The sequence below is a fragment of the Rhodovastum atsumiense genome (assembly GCF_937425535.1).
GTDB lineage: Bacteria > Pseudomonadota > Alphaproteobacteria > Acetobacterales > Acetobacteraceae > Rhodovastum > Rhodovastum atsumiense.
This window is the reverse complement of the sequence record NZ_OW485601.1, coordinates 2,359,078-2,377,951: the sequence shown is the minus strand read 5'-3', so window position 1 is coordinate 2,377,951 and position 18,874 is coordinate 2,359,078. Positions and strand designations below refer to the sequence as shown.

The 18,874-nt window shown below is 69.1% G+C and carries 18 protein-coding genes, 1 tRNA gene and 1 pseudogene; 13 read left to right on the top strand and 7 right to left on the bottom strand.

Translation table 11 applies throughout. The features are described from left to right. Positions 1–26 precede the first annotated feature (26 nt). Positions 27–1,727, bottom strand: a complete 1,701-nt coding sequence (locus NBY65_RS10880) for a methyl-accepting chemotaxis protein (RefSeq protein WP_150042581.1) — start codon at positions 1,725–1,727, stop codon at positions 27–29. 708 nt (positions 1,728–2,435) lie between these two features. On the opposite strand from NBY65_RS10880, the gene NBY65_RS10875 reads away from it, so the two are divergent. Continuing rightward, complete coding sequence (locus NBY65_RS10875; protein ID WP_250265658.1) at positions 2,436–2,597, top strand: hypothetical protein; 162 nt, start codon at positions 2,436–2,438, stop codon at positions 2,595–2,597. 21 nt (positions 2,598–2,618) lie between these two features. Here NBY65_RS10875 and NBY65_RS10870 read toward each other — a convergent pair whose 3' ends face one another. Then, positions 2,619–4,109: an SLC13 family permease gene (locus NBY65_RS10870; RefSeq protein WP_150042582.1), complete on the bottom strand. Its 1,491-nt coding sequence runs from the start codon at positions 4,107–4,109 to the stop codon at positions 2,619–2,621. Between NBY65_RS10870 and NBY65_RS10865 the strand changes: the two genes are divergently transcribed. The 6 genes from NBY65_RS10865 to NBY65_RS10840 all read left to right on the top strand — a co-directional run bounded on the left by NBY65_RS10865 (position 4,076) and on the right by NBY65_RS10840 (position 7,612). Beyond that, positions 4,076–4,147 (top strand) — tRNA-Cys (locus NBY65_RS10865). The two genes, NBY65_RS10870 and NBY65_RS10865, sit on opposite strands and share 34 nt — an antisense overlap. 8 nt (positions 4,148–4,155) lie before the next feature. Further along, positions 4,156–4,572 (top strand): hypothetical protein, encoded by a 417-nt coding sequence (locus NBY65_RS10860; protein WP_150042583.1) that lies wholly within the window; start codon positions 4,156–4,158, stop codon positions 4,570–4,572. Positions 4,573–4,592: 20 nt separating this feature from the next. Further along, positions 4,593–4,874 (top strand): cell envelope biogenesis protein OmpA, encoded by a 282-nt coding sequence (locus tag NBY65_RS10855; RefSeq protein ID WP_150042584.1) that lies wholly within the window; start codon positions 4,593–4,595, stop codon positions 4,872–4,874. A 115-nt stretch (positions 4,875–4,989) separates the two neighbouring features. Continuing rightward, positions 4,990–5,922, top strand: a complete 933-nt coding sequence (locus NBY65_RS10850; RefSeq protein WP_150042585.1) for an ornithine cyclodeaminase family protein — start codon at positions 4,990–4,992, stop codon at positions 5,920–5,922. A 115-nt stretch (positions 5,923–6,037) separates the two neighbouring features. Beyond that, positions 6,038–7,144, top strand: a complete 1,107-nt coding sequence (locus NBY65_RS10845; protein ID WP_150042586.1) for an NAD(P)/FAD-dependent oxidoreductase — start codon at positions 6,038–6,040, stop codon at positions 7,142–7,144. A gap of 96 nt (positions 7,145–7,240) precedes the next feature. Then, entirely contained in the window at positions 7,241–7,612 is a 372-nt protein-coding gene (locus NBY65_RS10840; RefSeq protein WP_150042587.1) for a VOC family protein, read from the top strand. A 109-nt stretch (positions 7,613–7,721) separates the two neighbouring features. Here the strand turns inward: NBY65_RS10840 and NBY65_RS10835 are convergent, their stop codons facing one another. Both NBY65_RS10835 and NBY65_RS10830 read right to left on the bottom strand, forming a co-directional pair. Beyond that, entirely contained in the window at positions 7,722–9,338 is a 1,617-nt protein-coding gene (locus NBY65_RS10835) for a phosphoenolpyruvate carboxykinase (RefSeq protein WP_250265657.1), read from the bottom strand. 99 nt (positions 9,339–9,437) lie between these two features. Then, a complete protein-coding gene (locus NBY65_RS10830; RefSeq protein WP_150042589.1) occupies positions 9,438–10,187 on the bottom strand; it encodes a HugZ family pyridoxamine 5'-phosphate oxidase in 750 nt (249 codons plus the stop codon). Positions 10,188–10,294: 107 nt separating this feature from the next. On the opposite strand from NBY65_RS10830, the gene NBY65_RS10825 reads away from it, so the two are divergent. After that, entirely contained in the window at positions 10,295–10,996 is a 702-nt protein-coding gene (locus NBY65_RS10825; RefSeq protein WP_150042590.1) for a response regulator transcription factor, read from the top strand. Positions 10,997–11,006: 10 nt separating this feature from the next. Next, complete coding sequence (locus tag NBY65_RS10820) at positions 11,007–12,686, top strand: sensor histidine kinase (protein WP_150042591.1); 1,680 nt, start codon at positions 11,007–11,009, stop codon at positions 12,684–12,686. A gap of 43 nt (positions 12,687–12,729) precedes the next feature. Here the strand turns inward: NBY65_RS10820 and NBY65_RS10815 are convergent, their stop codons facing one another. Beyond that, entirely contained in the window at positions 12,730–13,404 is a 675-nt protein-coding gene (locus NBY65_RS10815; protein ID WP_150042592.1) for a tyrosine-protein phosphatase, read from the bottom strand. 97 nt (positions 13,405–13,501) lie between these two features. On the opposite strand from NBY65_RS10815, the pseudogene NBY65_RS10810 reads away from it, so the two are divergent. Next, positions 13,502–14,455, top strand: a pseudogene (locus tag NBY65_RS10810) (alpha/beta hydrolase family esterase); the annotation flags it as partial. Positions 14,456–14,506: 51 nt separating this feature from the next. On the opposite strand, the gene NBY65_RS10805 reads toward NBY65_RS10810, so the two are convergent. Further along, entirely contained in the window at positions 14,507–14,971 is a 465-nt protein-coding gene (locus NBY65_RS10805) for a CBS domain-containing protein (RefSeq protein ID WP_150042594.1), read from the bottom strand. A gap of 198 nt (positions 14,972–15,169) precedes the next feature. Here NBY65_RS10805 and NBY65_RS10800 point away from each other — a divergent pair, with 198 nt between their 5' ends. Continuing rightward, entirely contained in the window at positions 15,170–16,336 is a 1,167-nt protein-coding gene (locus tag NBY65_RS10800) for an AI-2E family transporter (protein ID WP_150042595.1), read from the top strand. 15 nt (positions 16,337–16,351) lie between these two features. Here NBY65_RS10800 and NBY65_RS10795 read toward each other — a convergent pair whose 3' ends face one another. Next, complete coding sequence (locus tag NBY65_RS10795) at positions 16,352–17,302, bottom strand: threonine/serine dehydratase (protein WP_150042596.1); 951 nt, start codon at positions 17,300–17,302, stop codon at positions 16,352–16,354. Between the two features lie 121 nt (positions 17,303–17,423). Here NBY65_RS10795 and NBY65_RS10790 point away from each other — a divergent pair, with 121 nt between their 5' ends. Both NBY65_RS10790 and rapZ read left to right on the top strand, forming a co-directional pair. Further along, complete coding sequence (locus NBY65_RS10790) at positions 17,424–17,894, top strand: HPr kinase/phosphorylase (protein ID WP_250265656.1); 471 nt, start codon at positions 17,424–17,426, stop codon at positions 17,892–17,894. Beyond that, complete coding sequence (rapZ, locus tag NBY65_RS10785; RefSeq protein ID WP_150042597.1) at positions 17,891–18,874, top strand: RNase adapter RapZ; 984 nt, start codon at positions 17,891–17,893, stop codon at positions 18,872–18,874. Before NBY65_RS10790 ends, rapZ begins: the two co-directional genes overlap by 4 nt.

Genomic DNA, 18,874 nt, shown 5'->3' with positions numbered 1-18,874 from the left:
CCGGTCCGGCCGAGCGGGGACACGGCTCATGCCGCGCGGGTGCCGAGGATGAACTGGTTGATTTCCCCCGACAGCCCGGCCGCCTGTTGCGCCAGCTCCCCGGCCGAGGCCAGCACCTGCGCGGCAGCGGCCCCGGTTGCGTGCGCCGCCTGATTGACGTCGCCGATATTGGTCGCCACCGCACGCGTGCTGGACGCCGTGTGCTCGATGCTGCGGGCAATCTCGTCGGTGGCGGCGCGTTGCTGTTCGACCGCCGTGGAAATGGTGGTGGCAATCGCGCTGACCGCTTCGATGGTCGTGGCGATTTCCTGGATCGCCGCCACCGCCTGACCGGTGGTGCCCTGGATGCGGCTGATCTGCTCGCCAATATCCTTGGTCGCCTGCGCCGTCTGCTGGGCCAGGTTCTTCACTTCGGAGGCGACCACGGCAAAGCCGCGCCCGGCCTCGCCGGCGCGGGCGGCCTCGATGGTCGCGTTCAGCGCCAGCAGGTTGGTCTGCCCGGCAATGCCGGTGATGAGATCCACCACCTGCCCGATCCGTCCGGCCCCCTCGGCGAGCGCACGGACCACCGTGTCGGTTTGCCGGGCCTTGGCGACCGCGCCCACCGCGACCGTCGCTGATTGCCCCACCTGCCGACTGATCTCGGCGATCGAGGCGGTGAGTTGCTCCGCGGCGCTCGCCACCGTCTGCACGCTGTTCCGTGCTTCCTCGGTGGCGGCGCCGACCGTCGCGGCGCGGGCATTGGTCTGCGCCGCGGTGGACGACATCGACCGGGCCGTTGCCTCCAGCATGGCCGAGGCGCCAGAGAGTGTCTCGGTCATCCGCGTGATGCGGCCCTGGAAGCCAGCGGTCAGGTCGTTCAGCCGATGCTGCTTCGCCAGTTCGTCCTGCTGGCGCTGGGCTTCACGCCGACCGGTCGTTTGTTGCGTGGCCATGGTATCGCGGAACACCTGCAACGTGACCGCCATCTCGCCGATCTCGTCGCCACGGTCGGTATCGGGGATGGCCGTCTCCAGATCGCCCCGGGCGACCGCCGTCATCGCCTGTTGCAGATGCGCGAGCGGGCGGCTGATGCTGCGGGCGACCAGCCACGCCGTGGCGACGGCGAACAGCACCAGCAGTCCCGCCATCGCCGCCAGGCGCTCCACGCCAGTCCAGAATTCGGCGCGCAGGTCGTCGGTATAGATGCCGGACACCACCGCGAGGTCCCATTGAGGAAACGGCGCGCTGTACATCAGCTTGGGCAAGGCCTCGCTGGTACCGGGCTTGGGATACCAGGCAAAGCTGGTGCCACCGCCGGCGCGGGCCGCGGCCAACTGGAGCTGCACGATCGGCTGGCCTTGCGTGTCCTTGAGATCGAGCCGGTTGATGCCTTCCTTTTCGGGGGTTGGCCCGAGCACGTGCAGCACGCCGTCCATCGTATAGACGACGAAATAGCCGTTTCCATTATCGAATCGCATCGGTCGCACGATGTCGCGGAAGGTGGCGAAGGCCTGCTCACGCGTCAGGGTTCCGCCCTGCACCTGCCTGTCCAGGGTTGCCGCGATCGAGATGACCGAATCGACCAGCGATCGCAGCTTCGCGGTGCGTTCGGCGTACATGGCCCCGTAGCGATCGAAGGCCGCCAACCCGGCCAGCAGGATCAGGGCAAGCGCCGCGATCGCCACGATGGACTGCAGCCGCAGCGCGAGGCGCGGCTTGCGAAACGTCTGCACAAGTGAGGCCATGTTGCGTCTTTGACACCGGTGTGAATTGAAACTGGAAAGTCACAAGCCCAACCGGTCATCGCCACTCTGGTCCGCCGGGCAAATCGATTTCACCGGAACAAACCGCAACAACAAGGTTACGATCATCCGTTGTTATTTGAGGTTTTTCTATTTGTTGTGGGTAATGTCAATGGAAATATAGTTTCTGTTTATTATAGTTTTGGCTTTCAGACCATTGCAGGCACGTCGTTAGCGGTCTGCCACGCGCTATCCTGCGGCACGGCAGAAATGCGGGAAGCATGAAAGAGCGCATCGCGGCCCATCCTGCCCCCTGCATCGAGGCCCTTCCCCTGTTGGCTCACAAATCCAAGGCGTTCCGCCGATACTATAACCTCCGTTATAATACGTATGCGAATCGACTGGACAAATACGCTTGCTTGCTGTCAAGGGATGGAGCGCTCCTGGAATGTGTCATAACATTATTTTACATACGGAATTTCGCAGTGCGACTGCATTTGCCTGATGACGACCTACACTATCACCCCCATTACCATTCCACAGTTCGAATCAGTATTTCACCAAGCCGCCGCCTTGCCGCCAATGCCGTTCCTTAATGAGCACAATGCCGGGGTCGGTGGGATCGTCACCACCCGGCCGGACGAAGCGCCCGTCACCGACTCCCCCCGGCCGGCGCCTGCCTCCCGCCCGAGAGAACACGCAGGGCAGGCGATGAACGATACCCAGGGGCTGCGGGACCTGCTCGCGCGGCGCCGCAAGGTACTGGCCCTCATGGCCGATGAACGGCTGCGCCGCGCCATCGAGGAGGAGATCGACGCCCTGCAGGCCATGCTGGAAGGGGATGACCGCACCGAGGCCCACCCGCCCGCCTGATCCCTCCCCCCGCAGCGGCGCTCACACGCCCCATACCAGGGCAATCAATCCGGTCCCCATCACCGCCACCAGCACGGAGAGCGGCAGGCCGAGCCGCCAGTAATCGCCAAAACTGTAGCCGCCGGGCCCCATCACCAGCAGGTTGTTCTGGTGGCCGATCGGCGTCAGGAAATCGCAGGACGCCCCGAGCGCCACCGCCATCAGGAAAGCGTCCTGGCTGAGCCCCAGATTGCCCGCGACCGCCGCCGCCATCGGCCCCATCACCACCACCGCCGCCGCATGGTGCAGGAACGGCGTGACCGCCATGCTCGCCACCAGCATCAGGCCGAGCGCCAGGATCGGCGGCAGGCCATGCGCCAGCGACGACAGCAGCGCGCCCAGCAGGTCGGCGGCCCCGGTCCGGTGCAGCGCCTCCCCGACCGGGATCAGGCAGCCAAGCATCACCACGATCGGCCAGTCGATCGCCTCGTAGGCCTCGCCCGGCGTCACCGCCCCCACGACCACCACCGCGACGGCACCCAGGAAGAAGGCCAGGTCCACCGGCAGCATGCGGGTGGACGCGAGCACGAGCACGACGACCAGGATGGCGAGCGAGAACGCCCCCGAACGCCGCGGCCGCGGGGCCAGTGAACGCACCGATACCGGCAGGCAGCCGAGCACGGTCAGCGTGTCGGCCAAGGCGAAGCCGCGCCCCTGCAGGACCAGCAGATCGCCGCTGCGCAGCCTGGTGTCACGCAGGCGCGTGCGGATGCGCCGGCCGTTGCGCCCGATCGCGAGCAGGTTCACGCCATGCTCGGTACGCAGGCAGAGGCTCCGGGCCGATTGCCCGACCAGCGGAGAGTCGGTCAGCACGACGGCTTCCACCGTCTCCATCCCGCCCGGGCCGGGGGCCGGCGGCAAGTCCCGCGCGGCGGCCAGGGCAAGCTGGCCGGATTCGAGCAACGGCCGCAGCGCGACAGGATCGACCTGCAGCAACAGGAGATCACCGCCTTCGATCGGGATCGCGGGATCGGGTGCCGGATGCCGCTCCGCGGCGCGCACCAGTTCGATGGTCACGATGTCGCCGGCGCCCTGTTCCTCCATCTGGCCCAGCGTGCGCCCGACCAGGGGGGAATCGGCCGGGACCGTGACCTCGCTGGTCACGCCCTCGCAGGCCGTGTCGGCGCGCAGCGCGGCATCCTTGCGGGGGATCAGCCGCCAGCCCACGGCCAGGAAGACCGTGGCCAGCAGCGCCAGCGGCAACCCGACCGGGGTGAAGTCGAACATGCCGAAGGCCTCCCCGCCGAGATCGCGCCGCACCTGCGAGATCAGCAGATTGGGCGAGGTGCCGATCTGCGTGATGGTGCCGCCGATCAGCGAACCGAAGGCCAGGGGCATCAGGTAGATCGATGGAGACCGCTCGCTGCGCGCCGCGGTGCGCAGCGCGATCGGCATGAACACGCCGAGCGTGCCGACATTCTTCATGAAGGCCGACAACAGCGTGACGCAGGCGGTCAGCGTGCCGACCTGCAATGTCGGCGTACGCAGGGATTGCAGCGCCGGGCGCACCAGCCTCTCGATGATCCCCGAATTCTCGACCGCGCGCCCCATCACCATCACCGCGGCGATCACGATGACGACCGGATTGGAGAAGCCGTCGAACATTGCCCGCGGGGGCACCACACCGGACAGGGCAGCCACCGATAGCGCCAGCAACGCGACGATGTCGTATCGAATACGGTCGGACGCGAACAACACGAGCATTGCGCCCACGATGGCGAATGCAATCCCCTGCTGCAGCGTCATTGCCGGCAAACGGTCATGTTTGCGACAGGTTCCACGCCGGCAGCACCGCCGCCATCATTCGCCATCATGTGGCCCGGCCTTCGCCAGGGTGTTGCCATTCCGGGAATGCAGCATCATGCCCGAAAGCGCATGCATGGATATGACCAATGCGTCAGAACCAACAGCCGCGCTTGACGTTTTGGGATCGTGATCCACAAGGAGCGGATACAGATGACCCGTATGGCCACTGTGACGGCAGCCCTGGGCCTGGCACTCGCCCTGGGCGCCTGCACCAATCCCTATGACCCGAGCCAGCGTGCCATTGGCGGTGGCTTGCTCGGGGCCGGCACGGGGGCGGCCATCGGCGGCCTGGCGGGCGGCGGCCGGGGGGCCGCGACGGGTGCCCTGATCGGTGGCGGCCTCGGCGCCGTCGGCGGGGCCGTCACCACTCCCTCGCCGCCCCCGCGTTACTACGAGGCGCCGCCGCAGCGCGGCTATTATTACGGCTATTGAGCACGGCTGGCCCCTCACGAGCAGGCTTTACCGGCCGACCGTCATCGGTCCGGCCGGCATTGCCCTAAAATGGGCCGGCGTCCACACCGGCCCGGCCGCAGCGGGGGGGGGGAACATGGTCCGACACATCAGCGAAGCAGAGGTCGATCGCGTGCTGTCGATGAAGGACGCGCTGCACGCGGTCGAGCAGGCCTTCCGTGACCGCGCCACCGGCACCGCCTTCGATGCGCCCCGCCAACGCACGCGCGCGCGTCCCGGGACGCTGCACATCCTGCAAGGCACCTCCGTCGCCCTCGGCGTCGTCGGGTTCAAGGCTTATTACGTGCTGCCGCAGGGCCACACCGCCCTGATGGTGCTGCTCGATGCCGCGACCGGCGAGACCCGTGCCCTGATCGATGCCGGGCGACTGGGGGCGCTGCGGACCGGTGCCGCCACCGGTGTGGCCACGCGCGCGCTCGCCACGACCGATGCCTCGGTGCTTGGCTGCATCGGGGCGGGGCGGCAGATGACCACCCAGATCGAGGCGGTGTTCGCCGTCCGTCCGATCCGCACCGTGCGCGTCCATGCCCGCACGACCGACCGCCTGCGCGCCTTCTGCCGCGACATGTCGGCGCGCCTCGACCTGGATGTGGAACCGGTTACCTCGGTCCCCGAAGCGGTCGCCGGCGCCGACATCGTCAACGTGATGACCCGCTCCGCGGCGACCCCGGTGCTGGATGGGGCGATGCTTGCGCCGGGCATGCACATCAATGCCGCCGGGGTGAACCGGCTCGACCATCGTGAACTCGACCTGGAAGCGGTGCGGCGCGCCGATGTCGTCGCGGTCGATTCACGGGAAACGGCCCGGCTGGAATCGGGCGACCTGCTGCCCGCGATCGAGGAAGGCGTGCTGCACTGGGAAACCCTGCCGGAACTGGGGGACGTGCTGCTTGGCAGGCATCCCGGCCGCAGCAGCGAGGAACAGGTCACGGTGTTCAAATCCCATGGCATGGCGCTGCAGGACATCTATGTGGCGCATCACGTGCTGCGGCAGATCGATGCCGGATAATGGCCGGATGCCAAAACGCGATTGATGCGGCCAATTATTGATTCGACCATTCCTGGAATTGCCGCCGGACTCCGGCGGTTCGGGGTGACGCCCCCGAAGCAGGGCAGGAGCCGACATGGAAGAGGTCGAATGCGTGGTGGTGGGCGCGGGCGTGGTCGGCATCGCGGTGGCCCGCGCGCTGGCGCTCGCGGGCCGCGAGGTGATCGTGCTGGAAGCGGCCGGGACCATCGGCACCGAAACCTCAAGCCGCAACAGCGAGGTCATCCACGCCGGCATCTACTATCCCCGGGACAGCCTGCTGGCGCGGTTCTGCGTGCAGGGGCGACGGATGCTCTATGATTTCTGCCGTGATCGCGGCGTGCCCTTCGCCGCCTGCGGCAAGCTGATCGTCGCCACGTCCGAAAGCGAAAACGACCGCCTCGCCGGCATCAAGGCGCGGGCCGAGGCCAATGGCGTGGAGGACATGCGCCTGCTGACGGCGGCGGAGGCGCGAGCACTGGAACCCAACCTCGTCTGCACCGCCGCGCTGTCCTCCCCGGTCACCGGGGTGCTCGACAGCCACGCCTACATGTTGGCGCTGCAGGGTGAGGCCGAGCAGGCCGGCGCCGTCTTCGTCTTCCACAGCCCGGTCGAGGGTGGACGCGTCGGCGAGGACGGCATCGAGGTCGTGGTGGGTGGTGCCGAGGCGATGGCGCTGCGCTGCCGCGTGCTGGTGAACGCGGCAGGGCTGCACGCGCCGGCGCTGGCCCACAGGCTGGCCGGCATGCCGGAACAGTTGGTGCCCACCGCCTATTTCGCCAAGGGCAATTACTTCACCCTGTCGGGCCGCTCGCCGTTCTCACGACTGATCTATCCGGTGCCGGAACCCGGCGGCCTTGGCGTGCACCTGACCATCGACCTGGGCGGCCAGGCGCGTTTCGGCCCGGATGTCGAGTGGATCGACCGCATCGACTACAACGTCGATCCGCGGCGTGCCGACCGCTTCTACGCGGCGGTGCGCCGCTACTGGCCCGGGCTGCAGGACGGTGCGTTGCAGCCCGGCTATGCCGGAATCCGCCCGAAGACGGTGCCGCCCGGCGCGCCCGGCCAGGATTTCACCGTGCAGGGCGTGCAGGCGCATGGCGTGCCGGGGCTGGTGAACCTGTTCGGCATCGAAAGCCCAGGCCTCACCGCGGCGATCGCGCTCGCGAAGCATGTCCGCGACGTGGCGTCCGGCAGGTAATCCGGGAGCGCCCTGCCCCGCCCGCACCGGCGGCGAGTGCCGGCGTTACTGTCGTCGCAAGCGGTTGGATGGTTAAAAAGGGGAGGAGAACCAGCCATGCTCGACCATGTTTCCATTGGTGTGCGTGATCTCGCGGCCTCTTGTCGCTTCTACGACGCGGCGCTTGCGCCGCTGGGGGGGCGCCGTGTTTCGGACGGCACGGAGTCGATCGGATACGGTCGTGAGGAGGGCGTCTTCTGGCTCGGGCCGACGGATGTGCCGGTGCCGCCGGATGAGCGTTCCGGCCTGCATTTCTGTTTTGCCGCCGACAGCCGGGAGGCGGTGGATGCCTTTCATGCCGCGGCTTTGGCCGCCGGTGGCACCGACAATGGTGGTCCCGGCCTGCGTCCGGAATACGGGCCGAAATACTATGCTGCCTTCGTCAAGGATCCGGATGGTTACCGCATCGAGGCGCATTGCGGAAAGTAATGGGATCCAAGGGCCTTCGGCCCGTCACGCGAATGCGTGCATGCGCACGACGTGGAGGTGCAGGAGGCAAAGCCTCCTGCCGGGGCCGGGGCAGCGCCCCGGATTTTCTTCAGGCGGCCGCCTTGAGCGCGACTGCTTTCACTTCCTCGTCCACGTGTTCGGCAAAAGTCGCGAAGTTGGCCTCAAAGCGTGCGAGCAGGTCCCGGGCGGTCGCGTCGTAGGCTGCCTTGTCGCCCCAGGACTGGCGTGGGTCGAGCACCTCGGCCGGCACGTCCGGCACGGCCTCGGGGATCGACAGCCCAAAGAACGGTTCCCGACGGAAGCTGCCCTTGGCCAGGGTGCCGTCCAGGGCCGCGCGCAGCAGGGCGCGGGTGTGGCGGATCGACATGCGGGAGCCCACGCCGTAGCTGCCGCCGCTCCAGCCGGTGTTGACCAGCCAGCAATCGGCGCCATGCCGGGCGATCAGCTCGGCGAGCATGTGTCCGTAGACTTCCGGCCGTCGTGGCAGGAAGGGGGAGCCGAAGCAGGTGGAGAAGGTCGCCTGCGGTTCCGCGCTCAGACCCTTTTCGGTGCCGGCCACACGGGCGGTGTAGCCCGACAGGAAGTGGTACATCGCCTGGGCCGGTGTGAGCCGGGCGATCGGGGGCAGCACGCCGAAGGCGTCGGCGGTCAGCATCACCACGTTGCGGGGCTGCCCGCCGCGCCCGGCCGGCACGGCGTTGGGAATGACGTCGATCGGGTAGCAGGATCGGGTATTTTCGGTGAAGCGCCCGTCGCCAAGGTCGAGCCGCCCGTAGGCATCCGCCACCACGTTTTCCAGCACGGTGCCGAAGCGGTGGCTGGCCGCCCAGATTTCCGGCTCGGCCTCGGCGCTGAGGTTGATCACCTTGGCGTAGCAGCCGCCTTCGAAGTTGAACACGCCGTCCGGACCCCAGCCGTGCTCGTCGTCGCCGATCAGCGGCCGGGCCGGATAGGAAGAGAGCGTGGTCTTGCCGGTGCCGGACAGGCCGAAGAACAGCGCGACCTCGCCGTCGGGGCCGACATTGGCGCTGCAATGCATGGGCAGCACGCCCTGCGGCGGCAGCAGCCAGTTCATGACGGTGAAGATCGATTTCTTGATCTCGCCCGCGTATTCGGTGCCGGTGATCACGATCAGCTTCTGCGAGAAGGACAGCGCGATCGCGGTCGGGCTGCGCACCCCGTCCCGCGCCGGATCGGCCTGGAAGCGGGGGGCGTGCAGGATGACGTAGTCGGGCTCGAAGCCGGCCAGTTCTTCCTCGCGCGGGCGGATGAACATGTTGCGGGCGAACAGGGCCTGCCAGGCGCCGGTGGTGACGATACGCACCCGCACCCGCCGGGCGGGATCGGCGCCGGCGTAGAGATCCTGGGTGAACAGCTCCTGGCCCTGCAAGTAGGCCTGGACGCGGCCCTTCAGCACCTCGAACTTCTCGGGCGCGAGCTTCTGGTTGACCTTGCCCCACCACACATCCGCCGTGGTCGCGGGCTCGTCGACCACGAACTTATCCTGGGGCGAGCGGCCGGTGTGCACGCCGGTGCGCACGATCAGGGCGCCATCGGCCGACAGCGTGCCTTCGTCACGGCGCAGCGCGTGCGCAACCAGCGCCGGCGCGGTCAGGTTGGCATGGACTGCCCGGTCAGGGCACACGCCGGTGCCGTCGAGCGGCGATCCACGCTGATTTTTCGCAAGTGCGAAGGGATAGGTCATGTTTTTGTCCCCCAACGGCCTGGCGCGCAGCGACGCGCCGGCCTGATTTCCTGGATCGGTTCCGTTCGTCATTGGGCCGGGCCGGGCCGCAGGGACCGGTCAGCCGCCGCGGGCGAGTCGAGCCAGGCGTGCCAGTTCGCTGCGCACATCCCCCGGATCGCTGACCGGCGCCTCCCACGCCACGCGGATCACCCGCTCACCGAGTGCCAGATCGCAGCCATCCACGTCCACACCCACCATGTTCCAGGTGTGACTTTCGGCAGGTAAATTCCTGGTCGGTTCCTCCTCCAGCGCCTGCCGGGCGATGAGCCGCAGGGCGTCGGCATGGTCCTGGTTGCAATGGGCCATGATTTCCCCGGCGGCGGCCGCCACCGCCGCGACGGCGGCGGGATCCGGTGCAAGGTCGGCCTCGCGCAGCCGCTTCGCCCGGGCAAAGCCGCCGACGAACAGGCCCTGGCGCGGGCGGATCCGCCACAGCGCGAAATCGGCGAAGTCGGCGTACAGCGCGCCATAGGGGTGCACCGCCAGCCAGCGGGCCTTCAGCGCCGGATCGGCCACTTTCTCGGCAATCCCGGTGATGGTCACCCGCGGCGCCGTCTGCGGGTTGGCGCTGACCGGGGGGCCCACCACCAGCAGCGAGCAGCGCGGATCGGCCATCAGGTGCCGGGTGTGCTCGGAGAGGGTCGAGAGCAACAGCAGGATGGAAAGGTCCGGCGCGGTCGCCGGGGTGACCAGGGTGGTGAAGGGCTGGGCCTCGATCACGGTGCCCAGCGACCCCACGCGCGCCGCCCGCAGCAGCCGGCGGCTGATCAGGGCGGGAGAATCCTCGGCTGTCTCGGCATGTGCCATATTTCGTTCACCCTCCATCCGCAATGCGCCACAATTGAACGTCATATTGCCGTCGCCGCGCGGAAGCTGGGAAGCGCACCGCAAGGCACACTCCGGAGAGATTTCCGATGAAGCAGACGATCGCCCTGGTGGATGATGACCGCAACATCCTCACCAGCGTCGCCATGACCCTGGAGCAGGAAGGTTATCAGGTCCGCACCTACACCGATGGCGAGAGCGCGCTGCAGGGACTGACGTCGCGTCCCGTCGACCTCGCCGTGCTCGACATCAAGATGCCCCGCATGGACGGCATGGAGCTGCTGCAGCGGCTGCGCCAGCGTTCGTCCCTGCCGGTGATCTTCCTCACCAGCAAGGACGAGGAAGTCGACGAGGTGATGGGGCTTCGGCTGGGGGCCGACGACTACATCACCAAGCCCTTCAGCCAGCGCCTGCTGCTCGAGCGCATCCGCACCCTGCTGCGGCGCAACGAGACCAGCCGGGCCGAGGGCTCCGGAGCCGCGCCCACCGGGGTGATGACGCGCGGCGAGCTTGTACTGGATGACAGCAAGCACCAGTGCCTCTGGCACGGCAAGGACATCCAGTTGACCGTCACCGAGTTCCTGCTGGTGAAGTCGCTCGCCACCCGCCCGGGGATGGTGAAGTCACGGGACCAGCTCATCGACGCGGCCTATGGCGAGAACATCTATGTGGACGACCGTACCATCGACAGCCATATCAAGCGTGTACGCAAGAAGTTCCGTGCCGTGGACGATACCTTCAACCATATCGAGACGCTTTACGGCATCGGCTATCGCTACAAGGAGTCGTAGGCTCTTCCGCATGCCCGACAGTGGCATCCTGTCCGCGCCGCTCGACGCCCCGGCCAAGTCGGAGCGGCGCCGGCGCGTGCGCTGGGTGCCGCCGCTGCTGCGCCGCATCCTGGCGGTCAACGCGGTGCCGCTGGTGCTGCTGCTGGCCGCGCTGCTCTATCTGGACCAGTACCAGAACGGGCTGCTGCAGGCCGAGGTCAGCACGCTGCGCGAGCAGGGCCGCATCTATGCCGGCGCGCTCGGCGAGACCGCGGTGCGGGAGGACGAGATCGACAAGCCCCGGCTGGTGCCGGAGATGGCGCGGCCGCTGCTGCGTCGCCTGACCGAGCCCACCCCGAACGCCCAGGCGAAGGTCTATGCGCCGGATGGCATGACCGTGGCCGACAGCCGGGTGCGCGAGGGCGCCGGCGGCGCGGTGGTGACCGAGCCGCTGCCGCCCGCGGTGGATCGCGGCCCGGTGCTCGGCACCATCGGCCATATCTATGACCGGCTGCTGTCCTTCCTGCCGCACGGCAACCAGATTCCGATGCTCGATACCGGCTCCACCGCCGCCGGCGCCGACTGGCAGCCCGACGTACGGGAAGAAGTGCGGCTGTCCGGCACCAACCAGTCGCGCGAGATGCCGCCCTATATCCGTCGTACCCAGGACAACCGCCTGCTGGTGACGGTGGCCGAGCCGGTGCAGCGCAACCGCCACACCGTGGGCATCATCCTGCTCACCCGCGAGGCCCGCGAGGTGGATGACAGCCTGCTGGCGGTGCGGCTGTCGATCCTGGGGCTGTTCTCGCTGGCGCTGGTGCTGACGGTGATGCTGTCCTGGTATCTCTCGCTCACCATCGCCCGCCCGATCCTGCGGCTGGCCGGGGCGGCCGAGCAGATGCGCGAGGGCCGCGGCCGTGCCGGCGCGGTGCCGCCGATGCTGCTGGAGCGCCGCGACGAGATCGGCGAGCTGGCCGGGGCGCTGTCGGATTCGGCACGGGCGCTGTGGGCGCGGATGGACGCGATCGAACGCTTCGCCGCCGACGTGGCGCACGAGATCAAGAACCCGCTTTCCTCCATCCGCAGCGCCATCGAGACGCTGCGCCGCATCGAGGACCCGGAGAAGCAGCGCCGCCTGCTCGCCATCATCGCCGAGGACGTGAGCCGGCTCGACCGCCTGATCTCCGACATCAGCGATGCCTCCCGCGTCGATGCGGAACTCTCGCGCGTGGCCACCGAACCGGTCGACGTGGCGCCGATCCTGGCGACGCTGGCCGAGATCAACGAGACCACCCGCAGCGAGGACGCGCCGCATATCGACCTGAGCCTGGGCGAGGGACGGCTGGTGGTGCGGGCGGTGGAAGGGCGGCTGGTGCAGGTGTTCCGCAACCTGATCGGCAACGCCCTGTCGTTCTCCCCGCCGCGGGGCCGCATCGGGCTCAGCGCGCGCGACGTGGGCGGCATGGTGGAAATCAGCGTCACCGACGAGGGGCCGGGCATCCCCGAGGCCAAGCTCGAGCACATCTTCGACCGCTTCTATTCGGAACGGCCGCAGGGGGAGAGCTTCGGCCAGCATTCCGGGCTGGGGCTGTCGATCAGCCGGCAGATCGTGGAAGCGCTGAAGGGGCGGATCAGCGCCGAGAACCGCCGGGACGAGCACGGCCAGGTGGTCGGCGCGAGCTTCACCGTCCGCCTGCCGAAGGCGGCCTGAACGACGGGCAAGGCGGCTGCGGGCCGGGCACGCAGCCCCGGCCCTATTCCCGGCGCAGCACCCGGTCGTTGATGAAGCGCCCGCACCGCCCGGGGACGAAGCTGCGGGCGATGGCGTCGGGATCGTAGTCCTCCCGCACCCAGTCCAGGAACGCCTTGCGGCCCTCCGCCTCCAGCGCATAGGCCTGGAAGAAGGTATCCAGGATCCCCGCCCGCGAGCGGGCCAGGTGCCCCCAGCGCAACGAGAGCTGGGCGGCGAGCGCCTCGGCGGTCGGCACGCCGTTGAGCAACAGGAACACCACCCCGGCGAAACCCGCCCGGTCGGCGCCCGACTTGCAGTGCACCAGGCCGGGCTCTTCCATGGTCTGCAGCGCGGCCGCCAGCGCCAGCACGCTGTCGCGCGCCGGCGGCTGGCCGCTGGAGAGCGGCATGTCCACGAAGAACAGCCCGAGCTGGCGGGCGCGTTCGCGGGAAAGCGCGTCGGAGCCGTTGCCGGTGGCGCCGCGCAAATTGATCACGGTGCGGATGCCCCAGCGCCCGACCAGCGCGGTCAGCCGGCCGGGCGTGGGATGGTTGCACCGGTAAAGTCGTCCCGGGATGACCGCGCCGGCATTGGTCCAGGCCAGACGCAGCACGGCGTGATCCACCAGCAGGCTGTCCATCCAGGCCAGCCGCCGGCCGCCGGGGGTATCCAGTCCACCGCGGAAGATCGTGTCCATGGCACCGATATACCGCTGACATGCCAGGGGCTTCCAGCGGCGGCCAGGGCACGAACAAGTCAACGCAGCCGGTCAGGCACCGCGGCGTTCTGCGGGCATGATGCCCCATTCCCCGCCCCGTGCCCCGCCGGCACGGTCTGGCCGCCGCCGCTGGCTGTCCGGATTGCGTGTTTTCCTTGCCGCCGGACTCGGCGGCTTCTGGGCCACCATCCTGATCGCCGGCTTCCTGATGGTCGAATCCCTGGCCGCCCGTGCCACCTCGGCCGTGGTGGCACCGCCGGATATCCGACGCGTGGTGCTGCAGATCGGCGACCGCCAGCGCAGCTACGTGTTGCAGGCCCCGCCAAAGGCGACCGGCGCGCGGCCGCTGGTGGTGGCGCTGCATGGCTGGCTCGGCACCGGCGAGGGGCTGGAGGAAATGTCCGGGCTGTCGGAAGCGGCCCTGCGCCGGGGCTTCACGGTCGCCTACCCCGATGGGGTCTGGCGTGCCTGGGGGGTCAGCCCCACCGAGGCAAAGGGGATCGCGGATGCCGCCTTCCTGAAGACCCTGGTGGCGGATGTGGCCGCGCGCATGCCCGTCGACCCGAAGCGGATCTACCTGGTCGGGTTCTCCGCCGGTGGCTTCATGGCGCAGTCCCTGGCCTGTTCAGGCGAGATGAAGGTCGCGGGCGTGGCGGTAGTGGCCTCGAACCTGTTCGCCACCGCCGCGTCCGCCTGCCCGCATCCACCGGCGGTGCCGTTCCTGGTGATCCATGGCACCGCCGATCCGATGGTGCCCTATGGCGGCGGGGAGACACCACGCGGCACCATCCTGTCCATCCCCGAGACCCTGGCCTACTGGGCACAGGCCAATGGCTGCGCCGGGCCATTCACCCGCGCCCCCGCGACATCGGCCGACCCGGTCGTGCCGGTGCTGCGCGAGAGCGCGATGAACTGCCCGGCGGGCCGCGCGGTCGAGGCGCTGCTGCTCGAGGGCGGCGGCCACGACTGGCCGGGCACCGCGGCCTGGCTGCCCTCTTTCATCGTCGGACAGCGCTCGGACGCGGTGAACGCCACCGGCGCGATCCTGGACTTCCTGCTGCGTGGCCAGGACGGCAGCCGGTCAGCCGCCCTTGGCCAGCGCCTTGACCAGGTCGCGCCGGGCGACGATGCCGCGCAACTGGTCGCCCTCCACCACCAGCACGCGGCGGATGTTGTTCCTGGCAATCAGCTTGGCGACGTCGCGCAGCGGCGTTAGCTCGGTGACGGTGACCACGTCGGTCTGCATGACCTTGCTGACCGGCCGGTTCCGCTCGTGAATGGCGGCGAGGTACTCGGGCGAGAGCTCGTCGCCTTCGGCCAGCATGTCGAGCCACCAGCGGGCGCGGTCCTCGGCGATCTCGTCGGGACGAACCAGATCCGCCTCGGAGACGATGCCGAGCAGGCGGCCGTCCTTGAGCACCGGAAGCGCGCCTATGCCGTGGTCCAGCATCAGCTGGGCCGCCTGCATGAGGGTGGCATCCGGCGCCACCGAGATGACCTCGCGTGTCATCACGTCGGTGGCGCAGAGACGGGATGAGTCGAACATGATCTTGGAGCCCCCCGGGGCCGCAGCCCCTAAATGGTCGTGGCAATGATATGACGGCGCGAAGGTGGATCAAGTGTCCCCCGCACCGCCGCGCGACTGGCTGAACCTTCAGCATTACCAGGAATCCGGTAATATCGCCTCCTGGTTGCCGCCACAGGCACAGGCAACGCCGCCTCTCCGCCGGCGTTGCGCCAGGGCATGGACGCGCGCGACCGCCCCCTTCCCGCGCCGGATGACGAGGCCGAGCGCCGGCGGGAGGCGCGCGCCGAAATGGCACGGGCCAACCCCGATGTCGCCACCATCTGCCTGGTGATCCTCACCGTCCTCGCGGTACTGGCGGTGCTGCATGCCGCGGCCGACATCGTCCTGCCGCTGCTGTTCGCGATCGTGCTGAACCTGTTGCTCGGGCCGCCCAAGCGGCTGCTGACCAACCGGCTGCGCCTGCCGCCGGCCCTCGCCGCGCTGGTGCTGATCGCCGGGCTGTTCATGCTGATCGCGGGGGTGGGCACCGCCATCTCGGTGCCGGCGTCGCAGTGGCTCTCGCGCGCGCCGGAAACGCTGCCGAAGCTGCAGGAACGGCTGGTGGTGCTGAGTCGGCCGATCGGCGAGCTGCGCAAGGCGCTCGAGCAGGCACAGCACCTGACTGAACAGCCGCCGCCGGAAGGCACGCAGCGCGTGGTGGTGCAGTCCCCTCCCAATGTCGGCGGGATGGGGGTCTCGGTGCTCCAGGGCACCCGCGCCGCGCTGGGGCAGGCGCTGACGCTCGGGGTAGTGCTGTTCTTCCTGCTGGTCGCCGGCGATACCCTGCTGCGCCGGCTGGTCGAGATCCTGCCGGGGCTCGCCGACAAGAAGCGCGTGGTCGGCATCGCCGAGGAGATCGAGGAGAACATATCGGCCTATCTGCTCACCATCACGGCGATGAACCTGCTGGTGGGCATCGCCAACGGCCTGCAGATGTGGGCGCAGGGGATGCCCGACCCGCTGCTGTGGGGAACGGTGGCGTTCCTGCTGAACTACATCCCCATCCTCGGCCCGGCGCTGGGGATGATGCTGTTCTTCCTGGTCGCCCTGTTCGCGACCGACGGCATCTGGTGGGCGCTGCTGCCGCCCTTCATCTACCTGCTGATCCACATGGCGGAGGGCGAGGCGATCACCCCCATGCTGGTGGCGAAGCGCTTCACCCTCAATCCGGTGCTGCTGATCGTGGCGCTGTTCTTCTGGGACTGGATGTGGGGGGTGGCCGGGGCGCTGCTGGCGGTGCCGCTGCTGGCGATCCTGAAGATCGTCTGCGACCACGTGCCGGCACTCACGCCGCTCGGCCACCTGGTGGGGGCGCCGCGGGGGCGCGGCGTCAACGGAAGTTGAGGCCGCGCGCGTCGCTCAGGCGGTGACGGAGGCGGGGTCGGTATTAGAGCCACAGACCAGCACACCCACCCGCGCACCAGCCGGCGGCTGCCACGCGCCGCAGAGCAGCGCCGCCAACGCGGTTGCCCCGCCCGGCTCGGCCACCAGCCGCACGCGTTCCCACAGCAGGCGCTGCGCCGCGCGGATCGCGGTGTCGGGCACCAGCACCGAGGCGCTCACGCAGGCTTGTGCGATCGGGAACATATGCGCCCCCACCCGACGCGCGCCGAGGGCGTCGGCCGCCACTCCGCCCGCGGGCACGTCCACCGGCTGCCCGGCCGCCAGCGCTGCATGCAGGCTCGGGCAGGCTTCCGGCTCCACGGCGATCACGCCGACGCTGCCGGCGTACCAGGCGGCCATGCCGCCGATCAGCCCGCCGCCGCCGACGGCCACCAGCACATGGGTGAGATCGGGCGCATCGCGTTCGAACTCGCGGGCCGTGGTGCCCTGGCCGGCCAGCACCGCCGGGTGATCATAGGCATGCACTTCCACCGCGCCGGTTTCGCTCGCCCGCATCCGGCTCGCCGCCAGGGCATCCGCATAGCTGGCGCCGCCGCGCACCAGCCGCGCGCCGCAGGCCTCGATCCGCGCCAGCTTGGCCGGCGGCGTGGCCTCCGGCACGAAGATCTCCGCGGGCACCCCGAGCGTTTGCGCTGCGTACGCGACCGCGGCCCCGTGATTGCCGCCTGAGGCGGCGATCACCCCCGCCGGCGGCAGGGAGCCGGTCTCCCGCAATGTTAATAAATGATTGAATGCCCCACGCGTCTTGAAACTTCCGGTATACTGAAGCAGCTCCAGCTTCAGGCTGAGCGCGAGCGGCAGCCCCAGATCGCCGGGGGCCAGTCTCAATACGGGGGTATGACGGATCCAGGGTGCGATGCGGGAAGCGGCCGCCGCAATCTGCTGTCGAAGGAGAGTGCCGGGCATGAACGTCATGATCCCGGACGCTGGCATACCGCTCCGCACCGGGCAAGCGCACCGCGCCGGCAGGCAGGGATGCCGTCCGGGCACCGGGGCCGGGGCAGTCCCGATTTCGGACTTCCGTTGCATGGCAGGAGACGCCATCTTCCACGCCATGCAGATGCACGGGAGTTGCGCAGCACGGAACGGCGCGGGAGTGCTGCTCATCGGCCCTTCCGGCGCGGGGAAGTCGGACCTGCTGCTCCGACTGCTTGACCGGGGGTTCGTCCTGGTGGCGGACGACCGCGTGGATATCAGCGACGGCTGCGCCAGCCCGCCCGCGGTGCTGGCCGGGCTGCTGGAAGTGCGCGGGCTCGGCCTGCTGCGGCTGCCGCATCTGCCACGAGCCCGGCTCGCGCTCGTGGTCACGCTGGGGGGGCGGATGGACCGCCTGCCGCAGCCGGCCCGCCACCCGGTCCTGGACCTGCCCATGATCGTGCTCGACCCCTTTGCCGCCTCGGCGGCGCAGCGTGTGGAACTGGCGCTGGATTGCGCCCAGGGCCGGCGGGAAGCGCTGGCCGGGGCCTTCGCGGCCGGGGATATGGGGACGGTCACATGAGCGAGGGCGCCCCCATCCGGCAACCGGTCGTGCTGGTGACCGGCCTGTCCGGGGCCGGCAAGGCTTCGATCCTGCGGGCACTCGAGGATCTTGGCTACGAGGCGATCGACAACCCGCCGCTCGAGCTGATCGAGGGCATGGTGGCGCCCCCCGCGTCCGGCACGGGACGGCGGATCGCGATCGGCGTGGACGCCCGCAGCCGCGGCTTCGACGCGCAGGGGGTGTTGGACACGCTGGCCCGGCTGCGCCTCAACCCCGCCATCTGGCCGGAGCTGATCTTCGCCTGGGCGGACGAGGCCATCCTGCAGCGCCGCTATACGGAGACACGCCGCCGCCACCCGCTTTCGCCGCGCGGCCGGGTCGCCGAGGGCATCGCCGCCGAGCAGGCGCTGACCGCCAAGCTGCGGGAGGTGGCCGACCTGGTGATCGACACCTCCGAGCTGCCGCTGGCGGAGCTACGCCGCCTGATCGACCAGCGCTATGGTGCGGAAGGGCAGCGCGAGCCACTTGCAGGCCTGTCGGTCACGCTGGTCTCCTTCGCATTCCCTGCGGGCCTGCCCCGCGAGGCCGACATGGTCTTCGACACGCGGTTTCTGCGCAATCCGCACTATGTTCAGGCACTCAAGCCCCATACCGGGCTTGAGCCGGCCGTTGGAGCGTATATCGAATCCGACCCCGACTACCGGGCCTTCTTCATCGCGCTGACTGGTCTGCTGGGGCTGGTCTTGCCGAGGTTCGTGCAAGAGGGCAAGAAGTATGCAACCATCGCGGTGGGGTGCACGGGAGGACGGCATCGCTCGGTTCACATTGTCGAGAGGCTCGCGTTCCATCTGACCCAGGCAGGCTGGCGAGTGACCACGACCCATCGTGAACTGATCCGCGAGGAAGCTCGCGCGCGCGCACCGGCGCTGGCGTCGGACGTTGGATTCCCCGACGCCAGCCGGCCGCCCGGACCGTCCGTCCAGGCACAGGAGGCCTGA

Coding starts and splice junctions, on each gene's coding strand:
- NBY65_RS10880 (WP_150042581.1), bottom strand. CDS start 1,727: ATGGCCTCACTTGTGCAGACGTTTCGCAAGCCGCGCCTCGCGCTGCGG.
- NBY65_RS10875 (WP_250265658.1), top strand. CDS start 2,436: ATGAACGATACCCAGGGGCTGCGGGACCTGCTCGCGCGGCGCCGCAAG.
- NBY65_RS10860 (WP_150042583.1), top strand. CDS start 4,156: ATGATCCCCGAATTCTCGACCGCGCGCCCCATCACCATCACCGCGGCG.
- NBY65_RS10855 (WP_150042584.1), top strand. CDS start 4,593: ATGACCCGTATGGCCACTGTGACGGCAGCCCTGGGCCTGGCACTCGCC.
- NBY65_RS10850 (WP_150042585.1), top strand. CDS start 4,990: ATGGTCCGACACATCAGCGAAGCAGAGGTCGATCGCGTGCTGTCGATG.
- NBY65_RS10845 (WP_150042586.1), top strand. CDS start 6,038: ATGGAAGAGGTCGAATGCGTGGTGGTGGGCGCGGGCGTGGTCGGCATC.
- NBY65_RS10840 (WP_150042587.1), top strand. CDS start 7,241: ATGCTCGACCATGTTTCCATTGGTGTGCGTGATCTCGCGGCCTCTTGT.
- NBY65_RS10835 (WP_250265657.1), bottom strand. CDS start 9,338: ATGACCTATCCCTTCGCACTTGCGAAAAATCAGCGTGGATCGCCGCTC.
- NBY65_RS10830 (WP_150042589.1), bottom strand. CDS start 10,187: ATGGCACATGCCGAGACAGCCGAGGATTCTCCCGCCCTGATCAGCCGC.
- NBY65_RS10825 (WP_150042590.1), top strand. CDS start 10,295: ATGAAGCAGACGATCGCCCTGGTGGATGATGACCGCAACATCCTCACC.
- NBY65_RS10820 (WP_150042591.1), top strand. CDS start 11,007: ATGCCCGACAGTGGCATCCTGTCCGCGCCGCTCGACGCCCCGGCCAAG.
- NBY65_RS10815 (WP_150042592.1), bottom strand. CDS start 13,404: ATGGACACGATCTTCCGCGGTGGACTGGATACCCCCGGCGGCCGGCGG.
- NBY65_RS10805 (WP_150042594.1), bottom strand. CDS start 14,971: ATGTTCGACTCATCCCGTCTCTGCGCCACCGACGTGATGACACGCGAG.
- NBY65_RS10800 (WP_150042595.1), top strand. CDS start 15,170: ATGGACGCGCGCGACCGCCCCCTTCCCGCGCCGGATGACGAGGCCGAG.
- NBY65_RS10795 (WP_150042596.1), bottom strand. CDS start 17,302: ATGCCCGGCACTCTCCTTCGACAGCAGATTGCGGCGGCCGCTTCCCGC.
- NBY65_RS10790 (WP_250265656.1), top strand. CDS start 17,424: ATGGCAGGAGACGCCATCTTCCACGCCATGCAGATGCACGGGAGTTGC.
- rapZ (WP_150042597.1), top strand. CDS start 17,891: ATGAGCGAGGGCGCCCCCATCCGGCAACCGGTCGTGCTGGTGACCGGC.